The sequence below is a fragment of the Bacillus cereus group sp. BfR-BA-01350 genome, from assembly GCF_022663775.1.
Lineage (GTDB): Bacteria > Bacillota > Bacilli > Bacillales > Bacillaceae_G > Bacillus_A > Bacillus_A paranthracis.
In genome coordinates, this window is sequence record NZ_JAKUGD010000005.1 from 158872 (window position 1) to 180258 (window position 21387).

A 21387-nucleotide genomic window follows, 5' to 3' on the forward strand; every position below is an offset into this window, starting at 1 on the left:
TTTTCGGTCACAATGTTATCCTTTGAGCGTATCCATTTCATCTACATGAACTGTCGTACGATTACGATATAAAGCAATTAAAATGGCGAGTCCTACCGCCGCTTCCGCTGCTGCTACGGCCATCGTAAACAGAGAGAAAATTTGCCCTGTTACATTTGGAAACAAACCTAATTTACTAAACGCTACTAAGTTTAAATTGGCTGCGTTAAGCATTAATTCAATACAAACTAATACAATCACCGTATTTCGCTTCGTTAAAGCTCCAAACAAACCGATGCAAAACAAAATAATCGCAAGCGTTAAATATGCAGAAGCAGGTACGCTACTCATTGGAATCCTCCTCTTTCTCATCTTTCTTCGCAAGAATAATTGCGCCAACAAGTGCTACAAGTAAAATAACTGAGGTTAACTCAAATGGAATAATATATTTTGAATAGAGAAGTGTACCGATTTGAAGTGTGTTTTTTTCATGGAGAGGTAAACTTCCTTGTGCGCTTTCATTTGCAAAATCAATATTGTTAACAGCGAAATACATAACTGCCCCAAATGCTACAACCGCAAAGAAGATAATCCATTTTCGAAGAGTAAGACGTGATTCATTTTCTGCGTTATGTTTCGTTAACATAATGCCAAAAATCATAATAATTGTGATCGCACCAGAGTAAAGTAAAATTTGTGCAACGCCTATAAATTCAGCTGATAAAAGAAAGTACAAACCCGCAATGCTGAGAAATGTTAGAACGAGAGCTAGCATCATATGCATGACTTTCGTTAAATTCAACATAAGAACGCCGCCGATAATTGCAGACAAGGATAGTATAAAGAATGCTATAAACTCGCCATTCATGCTTTATTCTCCTTTCTGACGTTTTCGTCGTTTTCATCAAGCCACTGCAAATTTTTAAATAAGTCATCCCGTGAATATTCCGCGAGTTCAAAGTTATTTGTCATAACGATCGCCTCTGTCGGACAAACTTCTGTACATAAATCACAAAGAATACAAATTTCAAAATTAATATCGTACGTGTCGATAATTTTTCCTTTTTTCGTAGGATCCGGATGTTTTTTCCCCGTTAACTGAATACAGTCTGTCGGACAAATATTGGAGCACTGGTTACAAACGATACACTTTTCTGGATAAAACTTTTGAATCCCTCGAAACCGGTCTGGCAATGGCAACGGTTGATTCGGATAATCATACGTCACTTTCTTTTTACTCAAATTGCTTAATGTATATTTTAGTCCTTTAAATAGACCTTTCATCTCTTACTGGCACCCCCCTCATAGATTAGAAGAATAACTCCTTAATCAATGCCGTTAAGAAAATATTTGCAAGTGCAATTGGCAATAATACTTTCCAGCCAAACTCCATTAACTGATCACCTCTTATACGCGGAAACGTAACGCGGAACCAAATTAATAGAAAAACTACACTGCTAAACTTTAAAGCAAACCATACGGCACCTGGGATAAATCCAAGGAACATAACTGGATTCCATCCGCCTAAAAAGAGCACTGTAATTAACGATGCCATCCCGAAAAAATATACGTACTCTGAAAGCATGAAAAACGCCCAGCGAAACCCTGAGTATTCCGTATGATATCCAGAAACAAGTTCCGATTCTGCTTCTGGTAAATCAAACGGCGTCCTATTTAACTCTGCTACCGCTGCGATTAAGAACACGACGAAACCGATTGGTTGCACGAAAATGTACCAAACATTCTCCTGCGCTGCTACGATTTCATTTAAATTTAAGCTACCAGCTAACAAAACGATCCCGATTACACTCATTACGAGCGGAATTTCATAAGAAATCATTTGCGCCGCTGCACGCATCCCTCCTAAAAGGGAATATTTATTATTCGATGCCCATCCTCCCGTTACGACGCCAATCGTCGTAATGCCAGAAACAGCAATGTAATACAGTAAACCTACGCCAATATCCGCGAACTGAAATTTATCAGTAAATGGGATGACTGCAAGCACCATAAATGCTGGCGCGAATGCAATAACAGGCGCTAATATAAACAACGGTTTATCTGCCGCTTTCGGAATACTATCTTCTTTTAGTAGTAGTTTTAAAACATCAGCTACCGTTTGTAGCAAACCGAACCGGCCTCCGACTTGGTTTGGCCCAATTCGTCCTTGCATAAAACCCATCACTTTCCGTTCTGCCAAAATACCATATGTAACGAAACCAAGGACTGCAAATAATAGGAGCACCGCTAATCCGAAAAAAATGAAGAAATTCGTCCAGCTAGAAGGTGATTGTAAGAGCGTTTCAATCATTAGCCATCAACCTCCCCAAGTACAATATCCACTCCACCTAAAATCGTAATTAAATTGGCGATGTTTTCACCTTTCAATAACTTCGGTAAAATTTGCAAATTGTAAAAAGACGGCCTGCGAAACTTCAAGCGGTACGGCTCTTTCTTTCCGTCACTAGCAATATAGCAACCAATCTCTCCTCGCGGCGACTCTATACGGACGAATGCTTCCCCTTTAGGAGCCTTAATAATCTTCGGTACTTTCGCAAGTACTGCTCCTTCTTTCGGGAACTGCTGGACTGCTTGCTCAACAATCTTTAAAGACTCCTCAATTTCCTTCATGCGGCAAACGTAGCGATCCCAAGCATCCCCCACGCCTCCAACAGGAATATCGAAATCAAAACGGTCGTAAATGGAGTACGGCTCATCTTTGCGAAGATCCCAGTTTACTCCGGTGCACCGCAAATTCGCTCCGCTTAAAGAATACGAAATCGCTTCCTCCGCGCTATATATACCAACGCCTTTTACACGATTTAAGAAAATCTCATTGCCGCTAACAAGATCATGATACCCTGCCAATTGTTCTCTCATATACGGAACAAATTCTTCCACTTTTTCAATCCAACCATCCGGTGCATCCCACTTTACACCGCCGACTCTCATATAGTTAAAAGTAAGCCGTGCACCGCATAATTCGTTTAATAAATTTATAATCATCTCTCGTTCACGAAACGCGTACAAAAACGGGCTAACCGCTCCTATATCAAGAAGATTTGTCCCCCACCAAACGAGGTGGCTCGCAATCCTTCCAAGCTCCATTGCAAGTACTCGCAAGTATTCGGCACGCTCCGGGATTTCAAGCCCCATCATCGTCTCTACAGCATGGCAAATGACGTAATTATTCGTCATAGCCGATAAATAATCCATCCGATCTGTATAAGGGATAATTTGCGTATACTGTAAGCTCTCTGCAATCTTTTCGGTCCCGCGATGCAAATATCCAATAACCGGTGTAGCTTCTTTAATAATTTCCCCGTCAATTTTAATAACGAGCCTGAACACACCGTGCGTACTCGGATGCTGAGGACCTACATTCAAAAGCATTTCTTCCGTACGGATCATTTAGCTACACCTCCACATCATACGGTTCATAATCTTTCCTAAGCGGGTGCCCTACCCAATCATCAGGCATTAAAATACGTGATAAATTCGGATGCCCCTTAAATACAATACCAAGCAAATCATACGCTTCCCGCTCTGGCCAATCTGCCCCTTTCCAAAGCGCTGTCACCGATTCCACTTGCGGCGCTTCCCTATCCAGCTTCACCTTCACCGCTACTGACTGTTTCTTTCCATATGAAAATAAATGAACATACACTTCCATATGTGTCATAAAATCCGTCGCATGTAGCTCTGACATATAATCAAATGCAAGTCCCTCATGGAATCGCAGTAACTCCATTACTTCATAATATTTTGCGGGTTCCACCACAAGAGTTGGTACATCTTTTGACAGTTTATTAATGTAGGAATCTACTAATATATCCTCTCCTATCTTTTCCTTAATAACTTCAACATACTGATTTAAATACGGCTCATTCACGGATGGCTCTTCCTGCTTCACTTCCTCTTCCTTCTTACCTTCAGTACCCTTCATCTTCGCCCTTGCAGCCGCTGCCGCTTTTGCCTTCGCTGCTGCAATTGCCTTCGCCTTTTCATCCCCCGAATCCCCATTACCTTGCGATGCTTTCTGCTTCGCTAACGCCGCTGCTTTTGCTTTTGCGGCCGCGGCTGCCTTCGCCTTCGCTTCGGCCTTTTCTTCTTCCGTTACCTCTTCTTTCCCTTCTCTTTTCTGCTTCGCTAACGCCGCTGCTTTCGCTTTTGCGGCCGCGGCTGCCTTCGCCTTCGCTTTGGCCCTTTCCTCTTCCGTCACTTCTTCTATTCCTTCTCTTTTCTGCTTCGCTAACGCCGCTGCTTTTGTTTTTGCGGCTGCGGCTGCCTTCGCCTTTGCCTTTTCCTCTTCCGTCACTTCTTCTGTTCCTTCTCTTTTCTGCTTCGCTAACGCCGCTGCTTTTGCTTTTGCGGCTGCGGCTGCCTTCGCCTTTGCTTTTGCCTTTTCCTCTTCCGTCACTTCTTCTGTTCCTTCTCTTTTTTGCTTTGCTAACGCCGCCGCTTTTGCTTTTGCCGCCACGGCTGCACGTCGTTTTGCTTCTTCTATAGTCATATCGTCATTTTTTGGTAGCGCTTTCTCTTTTTCGCGATTTTCTTCCTCAAGTTTACTTATTTCCACACCATGTTTCGCAACGAGACGCTTTCTCGCCTCTTCTTTCGCACGCCTAGCCGCTTCTCTTTTTAAATCCTCTAAGTCTTTGTTAGGATCACTCATTTATTCGTCACCTGCTTTCCAGTCTTTGCTTCGTAACGAATTTTTTCTTTTAATTTATTAATTCCATAAATTAAAGCTGCAGGGTTTGGTGGGCAACCAGGGATATACACGTCAACTGGCACAATTTGATCTACACCTTTCACAACAGCGTACGAATTTACATATGGACCACCTGCTGTCGCACAAGATCCCATTGCAATAACCCATTTCGGTTCAGGCATTTGGTCATATAAGCGCCGAACAATAGGAGCCATCTTCTTCGTTACCGTTCCCGACACAATCATAACGTCCGATTGCCTTGGTGAAGTCCGAAAAAATGACCCAAATCGATCTAAATCATAATGTGATGAACCTACTCCCATCATTTCAATTGCACAGCATGCCAGTCCGAATGTCATCGGCCATAAAGAATTACTTCGCGCCCATCCTTTCAACTGTTCCAATGTAGAAAAAAAGATATTTCGTTCTAATTCCGCTCGCTCATTTGGATGTAATTCCTCAAAATTTATAACCATTGTAACACCTTCTTTTTCCAAGCATACGCTAATCCAACTAGCAACATTACAACAAAGATGAGCATTTCAATAAGTGCAAATAAACCGAGGTTGTCATATGCAACAGCCCACGGATATAAAAATAAAGTTTCTACATCAAAGATGACAAACAATAAAGCAAAAATATAATAACGAGCATGAAACCGAATATTCGCATCATGAAAAGGCTCAATCCCGCTCTCATACGTCGTCGCTTTCGCTGCACTTGGTTTATTTGGGCGCAGCATCCTTCCTAATGTAAGAGCCACTACCGGCAGCAATATACCTAATAGCAAGAAAATCAAAACGATCATATAACTATTTTCATATACACTTGCCATTGTGAAACCCTCCCCCCTAAATTAAGAACAAGTTCACTTAGTAAACAATATGTCCTAGTTGCAGTAATTATTATTTTTAAATTTTTCTAAATAATGCAACTATTTTAATCATTATAGCAAACTTCAAATTCCTATGTCGATATGTTGGGGACAGAAACGAGAATTATTAAAATCTGTTTTTATAACTTGCTATACTTGCGCAAAATAAGTATATAGGTTATATATGTTTTTTAAGAAACTATAAAAAATACAAAAGAGGAATTTATATGTATATACCGTGGGTGAGATAGATGAAAAAACAAACACATGTAAGTATTCTTATAAGCATTACATTGCTATCTATAGTAATTCATTACGTGGCAATGCCTTTTCTATATGAATACTCATTTCCCTTTCAAATATTAATTGGAATGAGTACTTTATTCATTGATATTATCGCTTGTAGTTATATACTTTATTTTTCAAATATGAAAGAAGGGTTACCTCGTTTATTTTGGGCGATATTATACGTTGGAACCCTCTCTTATTTCATTGGAGATATCGTCGTTGCCTATCAACGTTTAATTTTAAAGGACTACTATACATTCGTTGATCCGTCCGACTTTTTTTATTTACTTTTTTTAATTAGCTTTGCATTCGCCTTTCTATATGAAATCATTTATAACCGAGATTTATTAGAAAAGCTTTTTATGATATGTGATATTTGTATTATTGTTACAGCACAATTCACTTTAAGTTACTACTTACTTATTGAAAGAACCATTCACATTTCTTCAACATCCTATATCGACATATTTGTTCAACTTACTTATCCAATGACCGATTTACTCTTTTTCCTCATAGGAATTAATCTGTTATTCAAGCCTTTATCTTTATTATCCAAAAAGGTTGGCGCACTTCTTGGCAGTGCTTTACTTTTATATGCTACTACAGATGCGATTTATGCTTATATCAAATACTTCATACCCGAGTATTCTATGTTTACAGTTACTCCTCTTTATCAAGTAACTTTAGTACTAGTAGCAATCGCATGTATTATCCATACAAAAGAACCTGAAAAACAAGAACAAGTGCTATTAACACCTAAATTTGGGGAAGCGATCAGATTATCATTACCTTATATTTCTGTCGTAATGCTTATTGTTTTCATATTAGTCGAATATGTTTTTGCGCCTATTATAGTAATTGGGCTTATGATAACTTTCTCCTTCGTTCTCATACGCCATAGTTTAGTTCGAAAACAAAATAAAATATTATTATTAGCCCAAATGCAATTCAACTCAGAACTCGAAAAACAAATTGAACTGCGTACAGAAGATTTAGTAGAACAAAAAAATGAACTGTATCATAACCAACAAATGTTTAAATCTTTATACGAGCATCATCCAGATCCAATCTTCACATTAGATTTGTATGGTAACTTTCTCAAAGTGAATAATGCCGGTACAACTTTACTCGGCTATCAAACAAACGAATTATTAAATCAACCTTACTACTCACTCATATACGAAGAAGATTTAGAAGAAATTATTAACACCTTTCATCGCGTAAAAAAAGGGCATTCTATTTCTTTAGAAATACGGGCATATCATAAAAATAGAGATATTTACTACTTGCATGTGACAGCTGTTCCTATCTTTTTAAAGGATCATATTTCGGGAGTTTATTTAATGATTAAAGATATTACGGAAAGCAAGCAACAACAAGAACAAATTAATTTTCTAGCATATCGTGATACTTTAACAGAGCTTGCAAACCGACGTGCATTCCACCAATATGTAGAACAAGCAATTGCTCGATCCAAAATATCAAAAAAACCTTTTGCTGTTATGTTTCTAGATTTAGACCGCTTTAAAGTTATTAATGATACCCTCGGTCATAGGGTAGGCGACCTTTTATTAATTGCAGTAGCAAAAAGACTCGAAGGAATGGCGACACCAAATATGAAGCTCGCCCGTCTAGCTGGGGATGAGTTCACAATCCTTATTGAGAATTATAATAAAAGACCAGATGTAAAAAAAATGGCTGATACGATTGTAGAAGCTATGAATGAACCATTTGAAATTGAAAATCAACATTTACAAATCTCACCAAGCATCGGGATTGCCATATATCCTGAAGCAGGTGAAGATCCATTGTCGATTCTACAACATGCCGATATGGCCATGTATGAAGCAAAAAATAGGGGCAAAAACGGTAGCTCTCTATACACGAAAGAACTGTACAAAAAAATGGAACGAAAAGCTCGAATTGAAAAAGATTTGCCACTTGCTTTAGTGAATAAAGAGTTCTATCTCGTATATCAACCGCAAATTGATATTACAACGAAAAAGATTATTGGCGCTGAAGCATTACTACGTTGGAAACATCCACTATTAGGCGATATTCCACCGTGTGAGTTTATTCCAATTGTAGAAGAAACTCCACAGGTCATCCCACTTGGACATTGGGTATTACAGGAATCTTGTCGTCAGTTAACAATTTGGCATTCCTTCGGTTACAAAGATTTAAACATAAGTGTTAACTTATCAGCAAAAGAATTCCAGCAAGATCATTTAATCGAGAACATTTCACAAATACTAACAGATGTTAAAGTCGATCCAAAGTATGTAACACTTGAATTAACAGAACGAATTGCGATGATCGATGAAAAAGAAACATTATCAAGACTAAAACAATTAAAGGAATATGGTATTCAAACGTCCATTGATGACTTCGGTACCGGCTATTCTTCTCTCGCTTATTTATCTATTTTCCCTATCGATACATTAAAAGTACCGAGAGAATTTACACAACTAGCTGATCATCGACCTGAAGAGAGAGCCATCGTTTCCACTATCCTTTCCCTTGCAAATACTTTAAACCTTTCTGTCGTTGCTGAAGGAATTGAAACAGAAAAACAACTTAAGTTTCTACAAAAGAACAACTGTAAATATATGCAAGGTTACTATTTCAGTAAACCACTTACTAGTCAGCAATTTATAAAATTTCTACAAAAAACACCTAGTATGAACCAATAACTCATACTAGGTGTTTTTATCATGCTATTTGCGGACTACAAAGCTATTCATCGACGCAGAGTGTCCGACTCACTTTATAATATCGGAATTTTTTTCTCGTAATATTCCTCTGCAATCTCTTCATAAAAAGCTGCTGACGTCGTATAAAAATATGGAATTAACCATAAGAATCCAATCCCGAGTGTAATACAACTTAATATAAACCAACCAATAAAGCTTAAACATAAAATGAAATACTCCATCTTATGCCCATCCATCATACGACGACTTTCTGTAATCGCTTGATTTATAGAATACTCAGGGTGGTCATTTATTATAAAGTACGTCATCGCATAAGAAAATGATTTAATAATGCCTGGGATAATGAACAGTAACGTCCATAAGAAAAGATAAAAATTTACTAATAAATATAATAAAAATGACTTTAAAAATCTCTTTCCCTCTGAAAACCAAATGAACACATTACCGATACTAGCTTGCTTTTCACGAAGGATATTTAAAGCAAGATAATATCCACCTAAAGTTAAAGGCCCAGTAACAAAAAATGTAATGATATTTATTGAAATTGAATTTTTCGTTTCTTTCCAATCAAAAATTGAAGAAAATACCCACTCAATACTAAAACTAAAGGTCGTAAGAAGAATCGAAATCAGTAATGTTGCCCCGACAGCTAAGCCCCATTTCCCTTCTAATGAATCCAGTGCTTCTCCCTTTAAATCACTAATCATGTTTAGCCTCGCCTCCTATACACAATAATTCTATTAGTATAGCATACTCCTACTGCAATTCACCCTTTGAAATGTAGCGATAAAAATGCGCTGTCGTTGTACTCACGTACGGACTAAGCCATAGAAATCCTATTCCGAGTGTAAAAATCGCTAAAATGGCCCACCCTATAAAGCTTAGCCATAAAAGAAATAGATCTAATTTGTGCCCCTTCATCAGATTCTTACTTTCTTTCATTGCCTGCGAAACACTATATTCTGTTTTTTCAACCATCACATAATATGTCATCGAATATGAAAAATACAAAATAGCCATTACAATAAACGAAATAGCTAATAAAATAAAGAAAACAATTATAAGTGATGGATTTGCATTCTCATCAAGAAAACCTAATAGCCCAAATACAATCGTTCCTAGCATCGGAACCCATGTACCTGTATATAACAAAATCGCAAGCATAGCCCACATCGTTTTCATCATTCTTTTAAAACCACGAAATCCTTCAAATAAATAATCTACTCTAGCATCTTCTCGTTTGCTTATTTGTAGAAACAAATTCGTATAACCGTACGAGGTAATGCCATAAGCCGCATAACTTAAAATTATCATAAGGCAGTAAAAAAGCCCAAACGTAATAGCAGCTCCAATTGCCATCGCGTCTTCTTCAATGGAACCAGTTGAAATAGACAATAAAAGAACTATTATAACTGCTGGAATTGATAGGATAAGCATTACAGCCATTGAAACGACGTAACTTATAATATGATATAAAATCGTTGATCCAACACCTAGTCCCCATTTTCCTTTTAAAGAGTGCAATGCTTCTCGCTTCATTTCACCGATCATTTATTCATCCCCTTTATAAATTGTTGTACATTCTCTACTTATACGAGCACCAATATAATTATACCATTTTTGTAAAATTATCCATTAACTACATAAAAAAAATCCGTAAAGGCTTTGCCTTTACGGATTTTTTTATTTCATATCGGAAACGTTTAAACGGTTCACAGCGCGTTGTAATGCCATTTCTGCACGTTTAAAGTCAACATGTGCTTGTTTATCTTGCAGACGTTGCTCAGCACGACGCTTCGCTTCATTTGCACGATGGATATCGATATGGTTTGCTTCTTCAGCAGATGATGATAATACAGTTACTTTATCTGGACGAACTTCGATAAAACCACCACTTACTGCTACATAATCAGTGTGTCCACCATGTTTCAGACGAACTGCACTAATTTTTAATGGTGCAACAGTTGGAATGTGACCTGGTAAAATCCCCATTTCCCCACTCTCTGCTTTTACACTTACCATTTCTACTTCTTTTTCGTAAACCGGTCCATCAGGAGTTACAATACTGACTGGAAATGTCTTCATACTTCGTCCCTCCTAAGGCCTTACGCCATCATTTTCTTCGCGTTTTCAATAACTTCTTCAATGCCACCAACTAAGCGGAATGCATCTTCTGGAAGGTCATCATATTTTCCTTCTAGAATTTCTTTGAAACCACGAACTGTTTCTTTTACAGGTACGTAAGAACCTTTTTGACCTGTAAACTGCTCCGCTACGTGGAAGTTTTGAGATAAGAAGAATTGAATACGACGAGCACGATGTACAACTAACTTATCTTCTTCAGATAACTCATCCATACCTAAGATAGCGATGATATCTTGAAGCTCTTTGTAACGTTGTAAAGTTTGCTGTACTTGACGAGCCACTTCATAATGCTCTTCTCCTACGATTTCTGGAGAAAGTGCACGAGATGTAGATGCTAATGGATCTACGGCTGGGTAAATACCCATTTGTGTTAAACGACGCTCTAAGTTTGTTGTTGCATCTAAGTGAGCGAACGTTGTAGCTGGTGCTGGGTCAGTATAGTCATCGGCTGGTACATATACCGCTTGGATAGACGTGATAGACCCTTTATTTGTAGATGTAATACGCTCTTGTAATTGACCCATTTCTGTTGCAAGTGTTGGTTGGTAACCTACCGCAGATGGCATACGACCAAGAAGGGCAGATACTTCAGAACCCGCTTGCGTGAAACGGAAGATGTTATCGATGAACAGAAGAACGTCTTGTCCTTGCTCATCACGGAAATGCTCAGCCATTGTTAAACCTGTTAATGCAACACGTTGACGTGCTCCAGGTGGCTCGTTCATTTGTCCGAATACCATCGCAGTTTTCTTAATTACGCCAGAATCGCTCATTTCGTGGTATAAGTCATTACCCTCACGAGTACGCTCACCTACACCAGCGAATACAGAGATACCACCGTGTTCTTGTGCGATGTTGTTGATTAATTCCTGAATTAATACCGTTTTACCTACACCGGCACCACCGAATAGACCGATCTTACCACCCTTAATGTAAGGAGCAAGTAAGTCTACTACTTTAATACCAGTTTCAAGAATTTCTACTTTAGTAGATAATTCTTCGAATGCAGGTGCTTGACGGTGAATTGGATCACGACGTACATCCGCAGGAACCTCACCATCTAAGTCAATTGCATCACCTAATACGTTAAATACACGACCAAGTGTTGCATCACCAACTGGTACAGAAATTGCTTTACCAGTATCTTCTACTTCTGTGCCACGAACAAGTCCATCTGTGGAAGACATTGCAACTGTACGAACTGTGTCATCACCTAAATGAAGTGCAACTTCAAATGTTAAGTTAATGCTTGTTCCGTTTTCGTTGCTCTGTTTTACCGTAAGGGCGTTGTAGATTTCTGGTAGCTTTCCGCCATCAAACTTAACGTCTACAACCGGACCCATGATTTGCGTAACGCGCCCTTTATTCATCGGGTTCCCTCCTAGCTTTCTTTTAATTAGCCAACTTTCTACGAGCAGTTAGCTTTTCATTTTTTATTAGTTTATAGCTTACGCGACTCTTTGTCAGGAGCTCCAATACCCTCCTGTTCTGGACGAGCCGCTTCCACTTTTTATTGAATCTAGCTCCGGCGGTTAGAATGTTCGGTGGCTTCGCTTTTTCCTCCGAGGCACAAATCGCCTCTACGTCAAAAGCTCCATCCCCCTCTCATTCTGAACGAACCGCCTACGCTTTTTATTACTATTCTAACGCTGCTGCTCCACCAACGATTTCCGTAATTTCTTGCGTAATCGCTGCTTGACGCGCACGGTTGAATGAAAGTGTAAGTGAATCGATAACTTCCATTGCGTTGTCTGTAGCACTCTTCATTGCTGTCATACGCGCTGCGTGCTCACTTGCTTTACCGTCTAGTAATGCACCGTACACTAAGCTTTCTGCGTATTGTGGCAATAGTACTTTTAAAATTTCTTCTTCAGAAGGTTCGAATTCATAAGCTGTCGTCGGTTTATCAGACGCCACATCAGTAAGCGGTAAAATTTTATTTTCCGTTACTTCTTGTGAAATTTTACTTACGTAATGGTTGTAGTAAATATACAGCTCATCATAAGCACCATCTGCGAACATCGCAATTGCTCGAGAAGCAAGGTCTTTAATATCAGTAAATGATGGGTGGTCAGATAATCCAACTACTTCATCAATGATGTTAAAGCCGCGACGTTTTAAATAATCACGTCCTAGTCGTCCAAGCACAATAATTGAATATTGGTTTGAATCCATATTATGACGTTCACGAATTACGTTACTTACTGTACGTAATACGTTACTGTTATAACCACCTGCTAGTCCGCGATCAGATGTAATAACGATGTATCCTGTACGCTTTACAGGACGCGCATTTAGCATTGGATGATTAATTCCTTTACTTCCTTGCGCAATGCTCGCTACTACTTCTTGAATCTTTTCCATATACGGAACGAAAGATTTAGCATTTTGCTCTGCACGGTTTAACTTAGATGCAGATACCATCTCCATCGCTTTCGTAATTTGACTCGTTTTCTTTGTCGAGTTAATCTTCGCTTTTATATCGCGTAAAGATGCCACAGGTTTTCACCACCTTTTTTCCGGAAGTTGGCACGATTAGTAAGAATCCTCTTCCTAATCTACGTTGCAAGATATTCTTGCTCATGATTGAAGGAAAAGAATAGGTGCACCTACTCTTTTCCTTTACATAACCGTCAGCAATCTCAGAAATTGAGATGCCTTATATATTATCTAGCTCCAGCGGCTTGAATGCTCGGTGGCTTCACTTCTTCCCCCTCACGTTCAGGACGAGCCGCTTCCGCTTTTATTAATCTAGTTCCGCCTCCTAGCCCCTTTCGTCTAAGAACCTTCCCCACGAGAAGGTAAAAATCACCTTCTGTGGGAAAGAACCTTAGCCGATGGGGCTAAACAGTCGGCTTCACTTTTTATTACTCAGAAGCTACGAATACTTTTTTAAATCCGTTAATTGCTGCTGCAAATTTGTCGTCATCCGCAAGTTTCTTAGTTGTGCGGATTTCTTCTAATAAGTCAGTCGCATTAGAATCTAACCAAGCATGGAATTCTTCTTCGAAACGAGTGATATCTACTACTGGGATATCATCTAGGAATCCACGTGTTAAAGCGTAAAGAATGATAACTTGTTTCTCTACACGTAACGGTTTGTGTAATCCTTGTTTTAATACCTCAACAGTACGAGCACCACGGTTTAGTTTCGCTTGAGTTGCTTTATCTAAGTCAGAACCGAACTGAGCGAACGCTTCTAACTCACGGTAAGATGCAAGGTCAAGACGAAGTGTACCTGATACTTTACTCATTGCTTTAATCTGAGCAGATCCACCTACACGAGATACAGAAGTACCCGCATCGATCGCTGGACGTACGCCAGAGAAGAATAGGTCAGATTGTAAGAAGATTTGTCCATCCGTAATTGAGATTACGTTTGTTGGGATGTAAGCTGATACGTCCCCTGCTTGTGTTTCGATGAAAGGTAGTGCAGTTAAAGAACCGCCGCCTTTTGCATCACTTAATTTTGCTGCACGCTCTAATAAGCGAGAATGTAAGTAGAATACATCCCCTGGGTAAGCTTCACGACCTGGAGGACGACGTAATAGTAATGACAGCTCACGGTAAGCTGCTGCTTGTTTTGATAAGTCATCATATACTACTAATACGTGTTTACCATTGTACATGAACTCTTCACCCATTGTTACACCAGCGTAAGGAGCTAGGTATAATAATGGAGCTGGTTGAGAAGCAGATGCAGTTACAACGATTGTGTACTCTAATGCACCATGCTTACGTAGTGTTTCTACTACGTTACGTACAGTTGATTCTTTTTGTCCGATAGCTACGTAAATACAAATCATATCTTCATCTTTTTGGTTAATGATTGTATCAAGCGCAACTGCTGTTTTACCTGTTTGACGGTCACCGATAATTAACTCACGTTGACCACGGCCAATTGGTACAAGAGCGTCAATCGCTTTAATACCTGTTTGAAGTGGCTCATGAACAGATTTACGATCCATTACACCTGGTGCTGGACTTTCGATTGGACGAGTGTTTGTTGTATTGATTGGGCCTAAACCATCAACTGGTTGACCTAATGGGTTTACAACACGACCAATTAGTTCTTTCCCTACTGGTACTTGCATGATGCGACCAGTACGACGAACTTCGTCACCTTCACGGATTTCTGTGTAAGGTCCTAAAATGATAATACCTACGTTATTTTCCTCTAAATTTTGTGCTAGTCCCATAACGCCGTTAGAGAACTCTACAAGTTCACCAGCCATAACGTTATCAAGACCATGAGCACGCGCGATACCGTCACCAACTTGGATAACTGTACCAACATCACTAACTTCGATTTCAGACTGATAGTTCTCGATTTGTTGCTTTATCAGTGCGCTAATTTCTTCAGCTCTGATGCTCATGTGCTTCACCCCTATCTATTCTTCATTAATTCACGCTGAATACGTGCTAATTTTCCTTGTAAACTTCCGTCATAAATGCGATTTCCAATGCGTACTTTAATGCCGCCTAGTAAATCTTCATCTACAACATTTTTTACGCGAATTGCATCTTTTCCTGTTCTCTTTGCAAATGCTTCTGCAATGTTAAGCTTCTCTTCTTCTGATAGAAGACGAGTAGAATATACAGTTGCATCCGCTACGTTACGTTCTTCATTAGCAAGAACAACATATTCATCTGCAATTTCAGGTAAGATATCAATGCGCTTGTTATCAATTAAAATATATAACGTATTTAAAATAGATTCAGAAACAGATCCGAATACGTTTGCAAGAAACGTCTTCTTTTGTTCCTTTGAAATGTTCGGTTGCGTTAAAAAGCTATGTAGTTCTCCGTTCTTTTCATAAACGTTTTGTACAAGGCGTAATTCCTCTTCAAACATTTCTAATACGTGTTTTTCTTTTGCAATTTTAAAAAGAGCGACAGCATAACGTTTTGCTACAATTCCATTGCTCATCGCGCTTCTCCTACTTCTTTAATATAATCGCGAATTAACTTCACTTGATCTTCTTCTTTTAATTCTTTTTCAATTACTTTAGAAGCAATTTGAACAGATAAAGAAGCAACTTGTTCTTGTAAAGCAGCAATTGCTTGCTCTTTTTCGCGTTGAATTTCTTGTACAGCAGATGCTTTAATTGATTCTGCTTCTTCTTTCGCAGCAGCAACAATCGCATCTTTTTGATCATCAGCTTGCTTTTTCGCTCTTTCGATTAACTCTTGTGCTTCAACACGTGATTGTTTTAACATCTCACGTTGTTCTTCTACTAATTTCTTCGCTTCAGCATTATTCTTTTCTGCAGCGTCGATTTCATTAGCAACGTGCTCTTCACGTTCTTTCATAATTCCCATTAAAGGACCCCACGCGAATTTGCGTAGCATTACTAATAAAACTAAGAACACAAATAGTGTATAAGCAATCGTTCCAAATGGAATGGCAGCTCCTAATAATAAAGTTGGCACAAGGATTCACTCCCTTCGAGATTTCTAAATTGACTATATGAAAAAAAAAGACATATATTTTGTTCATAAAGCAATGGCGAAGAAAGTTCGGAAAAACACTCTTCGCCATCTATGTAAGGGGAGTCTCCCTTATTTGTTCATTACGATGAATGCAATAACTACACCGATAATTGGAAGTGCCTCAACTAATGCAACCCCGATGAACATAATTGTTTGAAGTGCGCCTTTTAATTCTGGTTGACGAGCAACACCTTCGATTGTACGTGATACGATAAGACCGTTACCAATACCTGCACCTAATGCTGATAAACCAATTGCAATTGCAGCTGCGATTACACCTAAACTCATTTAATTTGTCCTCCTTTGTATTATAAAAAAATAAATTTTTTCTTACTTAAGATTATATTAATGGTCATGGCTTACTTTATGAGCCATATAAACCATCGTTAACATTACGAAAATAAATGCTTGGATTGAACCAACGAATACACTGAATCCCATCCATGCTAACATCGGTACAAGCGCACCTAATGCACCAAGGAATGATGCTCCTCCTAATTTAGCAAGTAATCCTAATAGAATCTCACCTGCATAAATGTTACCGAATAAACGAAGACCTAACGTTAATGTGTTAGCAAATTCCTCAATAACCTTTAATGGGAATAAAAATTTCATAGGTTGGAAATAACCTTTAATGTATTCTTTCGTACCCTTCATCTTAATTCCATAGTAATGGGTGAGGGTAACTACCATCACGGCTAATGTTAATGTAACTGCTGGATCAGACGTTGGTGATCTCCACCATGCAATATGTTCACCAGCCTCAGTTGCTGAGTACATGAATGGTAAACCGAGCATATTTGATACGAAGATAAACATAATAAGCGTAACGCCCAGCGTTAAAAAGCGCCCACCTGTTTTCCAATCCATTGTGCTATTAATAATTCCTCTCACGAAGTCCAGAACCCACTCAAAGAAATTTTGCATTCCTGTTGGGCGAAGAGCTAAGCTTCGAGTTCCAATAACAGCGATTAAGAAAACAATAACTGCTGCTACAGTAACCATCATAACTGATGACAAATCGAACGTTAAACCTAGAAATTCAACTAATTTACCGTGTTCCACTAGTAATTCACCTCTCTTCCCTGCTCTTATACTCTAAATAAAGAAAATCTATGATCATGACAAGGTATCCTGTCAGCAATCCTACACCTAAGCCCCACATCGCAATTAACTCTTGATATTTGGCTGCAAATAAAATCAATAATCCAATCGTAGCGAATCTTGAATATGTACTTACTGCTGTCGCCTTAAACTTTACGTTTTCTCCATTTGTTACGCGATCCAACAGCTTGTCTGTTCTACGTGCAATGATGCGCAAACTAAGAAAACTGAAAATCGTTCCGATAATCAGTCCAAGAAATACATCCTTGTAAGAGGTGAATCCCCATCCTAGCACTAGAAGCGCAAGCAAGTAGTACATATATTTCTTTTGTCTTTGGACAAGTCCATGTACGTCTATCATCATTGCTCTCCCGAATAGTAATGTCGAATGAGTCGAATCATTGCGTATACCCCTGTTCCTAACCCGAGTAATAACCCTATTATAAGAAACAACGGAAACGTTCCAACCTTATTATCAATCCACTGCCCACCAAAGATTCCAACAAGAATAGAACCGACTAACTGAGCAAGAATACCTGACATTAAAGCATAAGCTTTTATATGGCTGCGATCGTTTTTTTGCAAGGATTCATCCCTCCAATATGTAACCCTCATTCACGATGTGTTAATAATAACTCATTTTTTTGCATAAATCCTATACAAAATAAAAAGTTTACATTTTCGTCACGGAATAGATGTATTTTTGTCACTGAAAGCCCTACCATCTATCCCCGTTGTTAGCATACAATAGGGTATTAACAGTGTCAACGAGAAATCGTAAAAAATCAAAAAATTTGAGTATTAGTCATTTCCTCCCAAAAATGAAAACGTTCCCCTTCTAAATACTGGTTAGAGATATGCAATTTCTAACAGTTTTCTCTTTATAATAGAAGGAAATGTTCACAAGTTTGTCACCATTATATTTTTACGATATAACGCTTTCCTTCCATAATATAGTGCTCTTTAGACGTAAGACTTCTATATTATATGTGATGCGTATGCAACTTATGTTGTATATACTATGTATATTTATCCCCTCCCCTACTTTAGCGAGACACAAAAAAACGAGAGGGGATTCCCCTCTCGTCAGTTGTCTTACTTCGTTCCGAATAAACGGTCACCAGCATCACCAAGACCTGGTACTACATATCCGTGGTCATTTAATTTCTCATCTAATGCTGCTACATAAATATCAACATCAGGATGTTCTTCTTGTACTACTTTTACTCCTTCTGGAGCTGCAACGATACACATTAATTTAATTTGTTTTGCACCGCGCTTTTTCAGAGAGTTAATTGCTTCAGCTGCAGAACCACCTGTTGCTAGCATCGGATCTAGTACGATAAAGTCACGCTCTTCTACATCCGTTGGAAGTTTCACATAGTATTCTACCGGTTGCAATGTTTTAGGGTCGCGGTATAAACCAACGTGTCCTACTTTTGCTGCTGGAATTAATTTCAGAATTCCATCAACCATTCCTAAACCTGCACGTAAAATCGGAATTAAACCAAGTTTTTTACCAGCGATCACTTTTGTTGTCGCTTTGCTTACAGGTGTCTCAATTTCAATGTCTTTAAGTGGAAGATCGCGAGTAATTTCAAAAGCCATTAAGCTTGCTACTTCGTCCACTAATTCACGAAAATCTTTCGTACCTGTATTCTTGTCGCGAATATATGTAATCTTATGTTGAATTAACGGGTGATCAAATACATACAGTTTTCCCATGTGAATCTCTCCTTTAGATGATATTCATGCGTTTGCACGCTTTTTTACACTATTTACGATTGTAAAGAAAACGCTACTAATATTCAAGGGCAAATTTGGCAAAATCATGATTTTCCGATGAATCTATCTAGTATCTTTACCAATTATGGGAGCTGTATCCTTCATTATATCGCCAAAATTTATTCATCATTTGTATACATACTTAAAGAACAATATATGTCCACAAAAAAGACTGCCAAAACAATTACGTTTCAGCAGTCTTCTTCAATCTATTATAGATCTGTGTACATTGGGAATTTGCTCGTTAACGCTTCTACACGCTTACGTGCTTCTTCTAATGCAGCTTCATTTTCATGATTTTTTAATGTGTAAGCAATAAGTGAAGCAATTTCATCCATGTCTTCTAAACCGAAACCACGAGATGTTACAGCTGCTGTACCGATACGTACACCACTTGTTACAAATGGGCTTGCTGTTTCAAATGGAATTGTATTTTTGTTCACTGTAATACCAACTTCATCTAATACATGCTCTGCTACTTTACCTGTGATTTCTAAGTTACGAACATCAATTAAGATTAAGTGATTGTCTGTTCCACCAGAAACAAGTGTAAGTCCTTCTTTTTGAAGACCTTCAGCTAAGCGGTTCGCATTGTTAATGATATTTTGTGCATATGTTTTGAAATCATCTTGAAGTGCCTCACCAAACGCAACAGCTTTTGCAGCAATTACGTGCATCAGTGGACCACCTTGAATACCAGGGAAGATTGATTTATCAATTTGTTTTGCAAATTGTTCTTCACATAAAATCATACCACCACGTGGGCCACGTAACGTTTTATGTGTTGTCGTTGTAACGAAATGTGCATGTGGTACTGGGTTTGGATGTAAACCAGCAGCTACTAAACCAGCGATATGTGCCATATCAACCATTAAGTATGCGCCCACTTCATCTGCGATCTCACGGAATCGTTTGAAATCGATAACACGAGGGTATGCACTTGCACCTGCAACGATTAATTTTGGTTTATGTTCTTTCGCTTTTGCTAATACATCATCGTAATTAATACGGTGAGATTCAGCATCCACGCCATATTCTACGAAATTATATTGTACTCCACTGAAGTTAACAGGGCTTCCGTGTGTTAAGTGACCACCATGAGATAAATTCATACCAAGTACTGTATCGCCTTGCTCTAAAATCGTGAAGTATACTGCCATGTTCGCTTGTGCACCAGAATGCGGTTGAACATTTACATGCTCTGCGCCGAAAATTTCTTTTACGCGATCACGTGCGATATCTTCTACTACGTCTACGTGTTCACAACCACCATAGTAACGTTTCCCAGGATATCCTTCAGCATACTTATTCGTTAAAACAGAACCTTGCGCCTCCATTACCGCTTCACTTACGAAATTTTCCGAAGCAATTAACTCAATCTTCGAACGCTGTCTTCCTAGTTCTGCCTCAATTGCAGCAAATACCTTTTCATCTTGACGTTTTAAATGATCCACCAAAATCCCCCTTTTCTGAACGAATTACATCGATTCCCAACAGTTTTTTCTTATTTATTCAGAAAAAACGAAAATTCAGGTTGTAATTCTTTCGAACCTTCATGTTTTCAACTACATTCTAACATGACTTTCTATATCATAAAAGAAAAAAAAGACCGAAAATCGGTCTTTTCTTTCTTCTATAATAAAGTCAGACAACATACCTTATTCATAACTTTAACGGCAAGTGATAGTCTCTTCCTTCGCCGCATAAACAGCACGTGCTCCACCAATTAGCTTTCCACGTGTTGTTGCCATCGTTACATGTGCACTTCCAATTTCCTTCACACTAGTACGAACCGGAACAGCTACGTGCTTTAAATGCATACCGATAAATGTATCACCAATATCCATTCCCGCATCTGCTTTAATAAACTCAATTACTACCGGATCTTTCAAATTGTGATAAGCATATGTTGCTAATGCGCCACCTGCTGATCTAACAGGCGTAACTGTTACAATTTCAAATTGATATTTCATCGCCAACTCTTTCTCAACTACTAAAGCACGGTTTAAATGCTCACAACATTGAAACGCCAACTCAATACCTGTTTGTTCTTGAAATTGTTTTAACTCAGAAAAAATCGCCTCTGCTACTTCCATCGTTCCTGATGTCCCAATTCTTTCTCCTAGCACTTCGCTCGTACTACACCCCACTACAAAAATTTGACCACTTTGTAATGAAGCTTGTTCTTGGAAATCAGAAAGCGAAATTTGTAGCTGTTCTCTTACCTTTACGATTTCTGTCATTACGCCTCTTCCTTTCACAGGTTGGTTCACCAAATTATATTTCCTACT

General features: G+C 38.6%; 26 protein-coding genes. 1 reads left to right on the forward strand and 25 read right to left on the reverse strand.

Annotated elements, in window-relative coordinates; genetic code table 11:
- Positions 1-15: 15 nt before the first annotated feature.
- Genes nuoK through nuoA form a run of 8 tightly spaced genes read right to left on the reverse strand, consistent with a single transcriptional unit; the run spans position 16 to position 5528 of the window.
- A complete protein-coding gene (gene nuoK, locus MR147_RS13735) occupies positions 16-330 on the reverse strand; it encodes an NADH-quinone oxidoreductase subunit NuoK (RefSeq protein WP_000100082.1) in 315 nt (104 codons plus the stop codon).
- On the reverse strand, positions 323-847 hold the full coding sequence (locus MR147_RS13740) for an NADH-quinone oxidoreductase subunit J (protein WP_001012801.1): 525 nt from the start codon (positions 845-847) through the stop codon (positions 323-325). Before MR147_RS13740 ends, nuoK begins: the two co-directional genes overlap by 8 nt.
- Entirely contained in the window at positions 844-1263 is a 420-nt protein-coding gene (gene nuoI, locus MR147_RS13745; protein WP_000677191.1) for an NADH-quinone oxidoreductase subunit NuoI, read from the reverse strand. Before nuoI ends, MR147_RS13740 begins: the two co-directional genes overlap by 4 nt.
- 25 nt (positions 1264-1288) lie before the next feature.
- A complete protein-coding gene (nuoH, locus tag MR147_RS13750) occupies positions 1289-2290 on the reverse strand; it encodes an NADH-quinone oxidoreductase subunit NuoH (RefSeq protein WP_000573430.1) in 1002 nt (333 codons plus the stop codon).
- A complete protein-coding gene (nuoD, locus tag MR147_RS13755; RefSeq protein WP_074608103.1) occupies positions 2290-3390 on the reverse strand; it encodes an NADH-quinone oxidoreductase subunit NuoD in 1101 nt (366 codons plus the stop codon). Before nuoD ends, nuoH begins: the two co-directional genes overlap by 1 nt.
- Before the next feature lie 4 nt (positions 3391-3394).
- Positions 3395-4654 (reverse strand): NADH-quinone oxidoreductase subunit C, encoded by a 1260-nt coding sequence (locus tag MR147_RS13760; RefSeq protein WP_242304412.1) that lies wholly within the window; start codon positions 4652-4654, stop codon positions 3395-3397.
- Positions 4651-5169: an NADH-quinone oxidoreductase subunit NuoB gene (gene nuoB / locus MR147_RS13765; RefSeq protein ID WP_000236331.1), complete on the reverse strand. Its 519-nt coding sequence runs from the start codon at positions 5167-5169 to the stop codon at positions 4651-4653. The genes MR147_RS13760 and nuoB overlap by 4 nt, the downstream gene beginning before the upstream one ends.
- Positions 5160-5528, reverse strand: a complete 369-nt coding sequence (gene nuoA / locus MR147_RS13770) for an NADH-quinone oxidoreductase subunit NuoA (RefSeq protein ID WP_000179275.1) — start codon at positions 5526-5528, stop codon at positions 5160-5162. The genes nuoB and nuoA overlap by 10 nt, the downstream gene beginning before the upstream one ends.
- Positions 5529-5818: 290 nt before the next feature.
- Between nuoA and MR147_RS13775 the strand changes: the two genes are divergently transcribed.
- On the forward strand, positions 5819-8548 hold the full coding sequence (locus tag MR147_RS13775; RefSeq protein WP_242304414.1) for a putative bifunctional diguanylate cyclase/phosphodiesterase: 2730 nt from the start codon (positions 5819-5821) through the stop codon (positions 8546-8548).
- 74 nt (positions 8549-8622) lie between these two features.
- On the opposite strand, the gene MR147_RS13780 is transcribed toward MR147_RS13775, so the two are convergent.
- From MR147_RS13780 to MR147_RS13855, 17 genes are all read right to left on the reverse strand, one after another.
- Positions 8623-9276 (reverse strand): DUF975 family protein, encoded by a 654-nt coding sequence (locus MR147_RS13780; protein WP_242304416.1) that lies wholly within the window; start codon positions 9274-9276, stop codon positions 8623-8625.
- A gap of 49 nt (positions 9277-9325) precedes the next feature.
- Positions 9326-10120 (reverse strand): DUF975 family protein, encoded by a 795-nt coding sequence (locus tag MR147_RS13785; RefSeq protein WP_242304418.1) that lies wholly within the window; start codon positions 10118-10120, stop codon positions 9326-9328.
- A gap of 132 nt (positions 10121-10252) precedes the next feature.
- Positions 10253-10654, reverse strand: coding sequence for a F0F1 ATP synthase subunit epsilon (gene atpC / locus MR147_RS13790; protein ID WP_074608098.1), 402 nt, complete (start codon positions 10652-10654; stop codon positions 10253-10255).
- A gap of 20 nt (positions 10655-10674) precedes the next feature.
- Positions 10675-12084, reverse strand: a complete 1410-nt coding sequence (atpD, locus tag MR147_RS13795; protein WP_001032600.1) for a F0F1 ATP synthase subunit beta — start codon at positions 12082-12084, stop codon at positions 10675-10677.
- 268 nt (positions 12085-12352) lie between these two features.
- Positions 12353-13213, reverse strand: coding sequence for a F0F1 ATP synthase subunit gamma (gene atpG, locus MR147_RS13800; RefSeq protein WP_000157696.1), 861 nt, complete (start codon positions 13211-13213; stop codon positions 12353-12355).
- A 167-nt stretch (positions 13214-13380) separates the two neighbouring features.
- The gene (locus MR147_RS27050) at positions 13381-13509 is read right to left on the reverse strand and encodes a hypothetical protein (protein ID WP_270795457.1); all 129 of its coding nucleotides are present in this window, start codon (positions 13507-13509) and stop codon (positions 13381-13383) included.
- A 72-nt stretch (positions 13510-13581) separates the two neighbouring features.
- Entirely contained in the window at positions 13582-15090 is a 1509-nt protein-coding gene (atpA, locus tag MR147_RS13805) for a F0F1 ATP synthase subunit alpha (RefSeq protein ID WP_000027518.1), read from the reverse strand.
- Between the two features lie 11 nt (positions 15091-15101).
- Entirely contained in the window at positions 15102-15644 is a 543-nt protein-coding gene (gene atpH, locus MR147_RS13810; RefSeq protein ID WP_072190926.1) for a F0F1 ATP synthase subunit delta, read from the reverse strand.
- Entirely contained in the window at positions 15641-16147 is a 507-nt protein-coding gene (gene atpF / locus MR147_RS13815) for a F0F1 ATP synthase subunit B (RefSeq protein WP_101167422.1), read from the reverse strand. The genes atpH and atpF overlap by 4 nt, the downstream gene beginning before the upstream one ends.
- A gap of 129 nt (positions 16148-16276) precedes the next feature.
- Positions 16277-16495 (reverse strand): F0F1 ATP synthase subunit C, encoded by a 219-nt coding sequence (atpE, locus tag MR147_RS13820; RefSeq protein WP_000052064.1) that lies wholly within the window; start codon positions 16493-16495, stop codon positions 16277-16279.
- 57 nt (positions 16496-16552) lie between these two features.
- Entirely contained in the window at positions 16553-17272 is a 720-nt protein-coding gene (atpB, locus tag MR147_RS13825; protein ID WP_000399869.1) for a F0F1 ATP synthase subunit A, read from the reverse strand.
- Between the two features lie 7 nt (positions 17273-17279).
- Positions 17280-17672 (reverse strand): ATP synthase subunit I, encoded by a 393-nt coding sequence (locus MR147_RS13830; protein WP_000567600.1) that lies wholly within the window; start codon positions 17670-17672, stop codon positions 17280-17282.
- Positions 17672-17896, reverse strand: a complete 225-nt coding sequence (locus MR147_RS13835) for an AtpZ/AtpI family protein (protein WP_001171223.1) — start codon at positions 17894-17896, stop codon at positions 17672-17674. Before MR147_RS13835 ends, MR147_RS13830 begins: the two co-directional genes overlap by 1 nt.
- Before the next feature lie 26 nt (positions 17897-17922).
- On the reverse strand, positions 17923-18036 hold the full coding sequence (locus MR147_RS13840) for a DUF4024 domain-containing protein (RefSeq protein ID WP_000232961.1): 114 nt from the start codon (positions 18034-18036) through the stop codon (positions 17923-17925).
- Between the two features lie 370 nt (positions 18037-18406).
- Positions 18407-19036, reverse strand: coding sequence for a uracil phosphoribosyltransferase (upp, locus tag MR147_RS13845; protein ID WP_000517539.1), 630 nt, complete (start codon positions 19034-19036; stop codon positions 18407-18409).
- A 272-nt stretch (positions 19037-19308) separates the two neighbouring features.
- Complete coding sequence (gene glyA / locus MR147_RS13850) at positions 19309-20550, reverse strand: serine hydroxymethyltransferase (protein WP_000349816.1); 1242 nt, start codon at positions 20548-20550, stop codon at positions 19309-19311.
- 216 nt (positions 20551-20766) lie between these two features.
- A complete protein-coding gene (locus MR147_RS13855) occupies positions 20767-21339 on the reverse strand; it encodes a TIGR01440 family protein (protein WP_000136362.1) in 573 nt (190 codons plus the stop codon).
- Between the last annotated feature and the right edge of the window lie 48 nt (positions 21340-21387).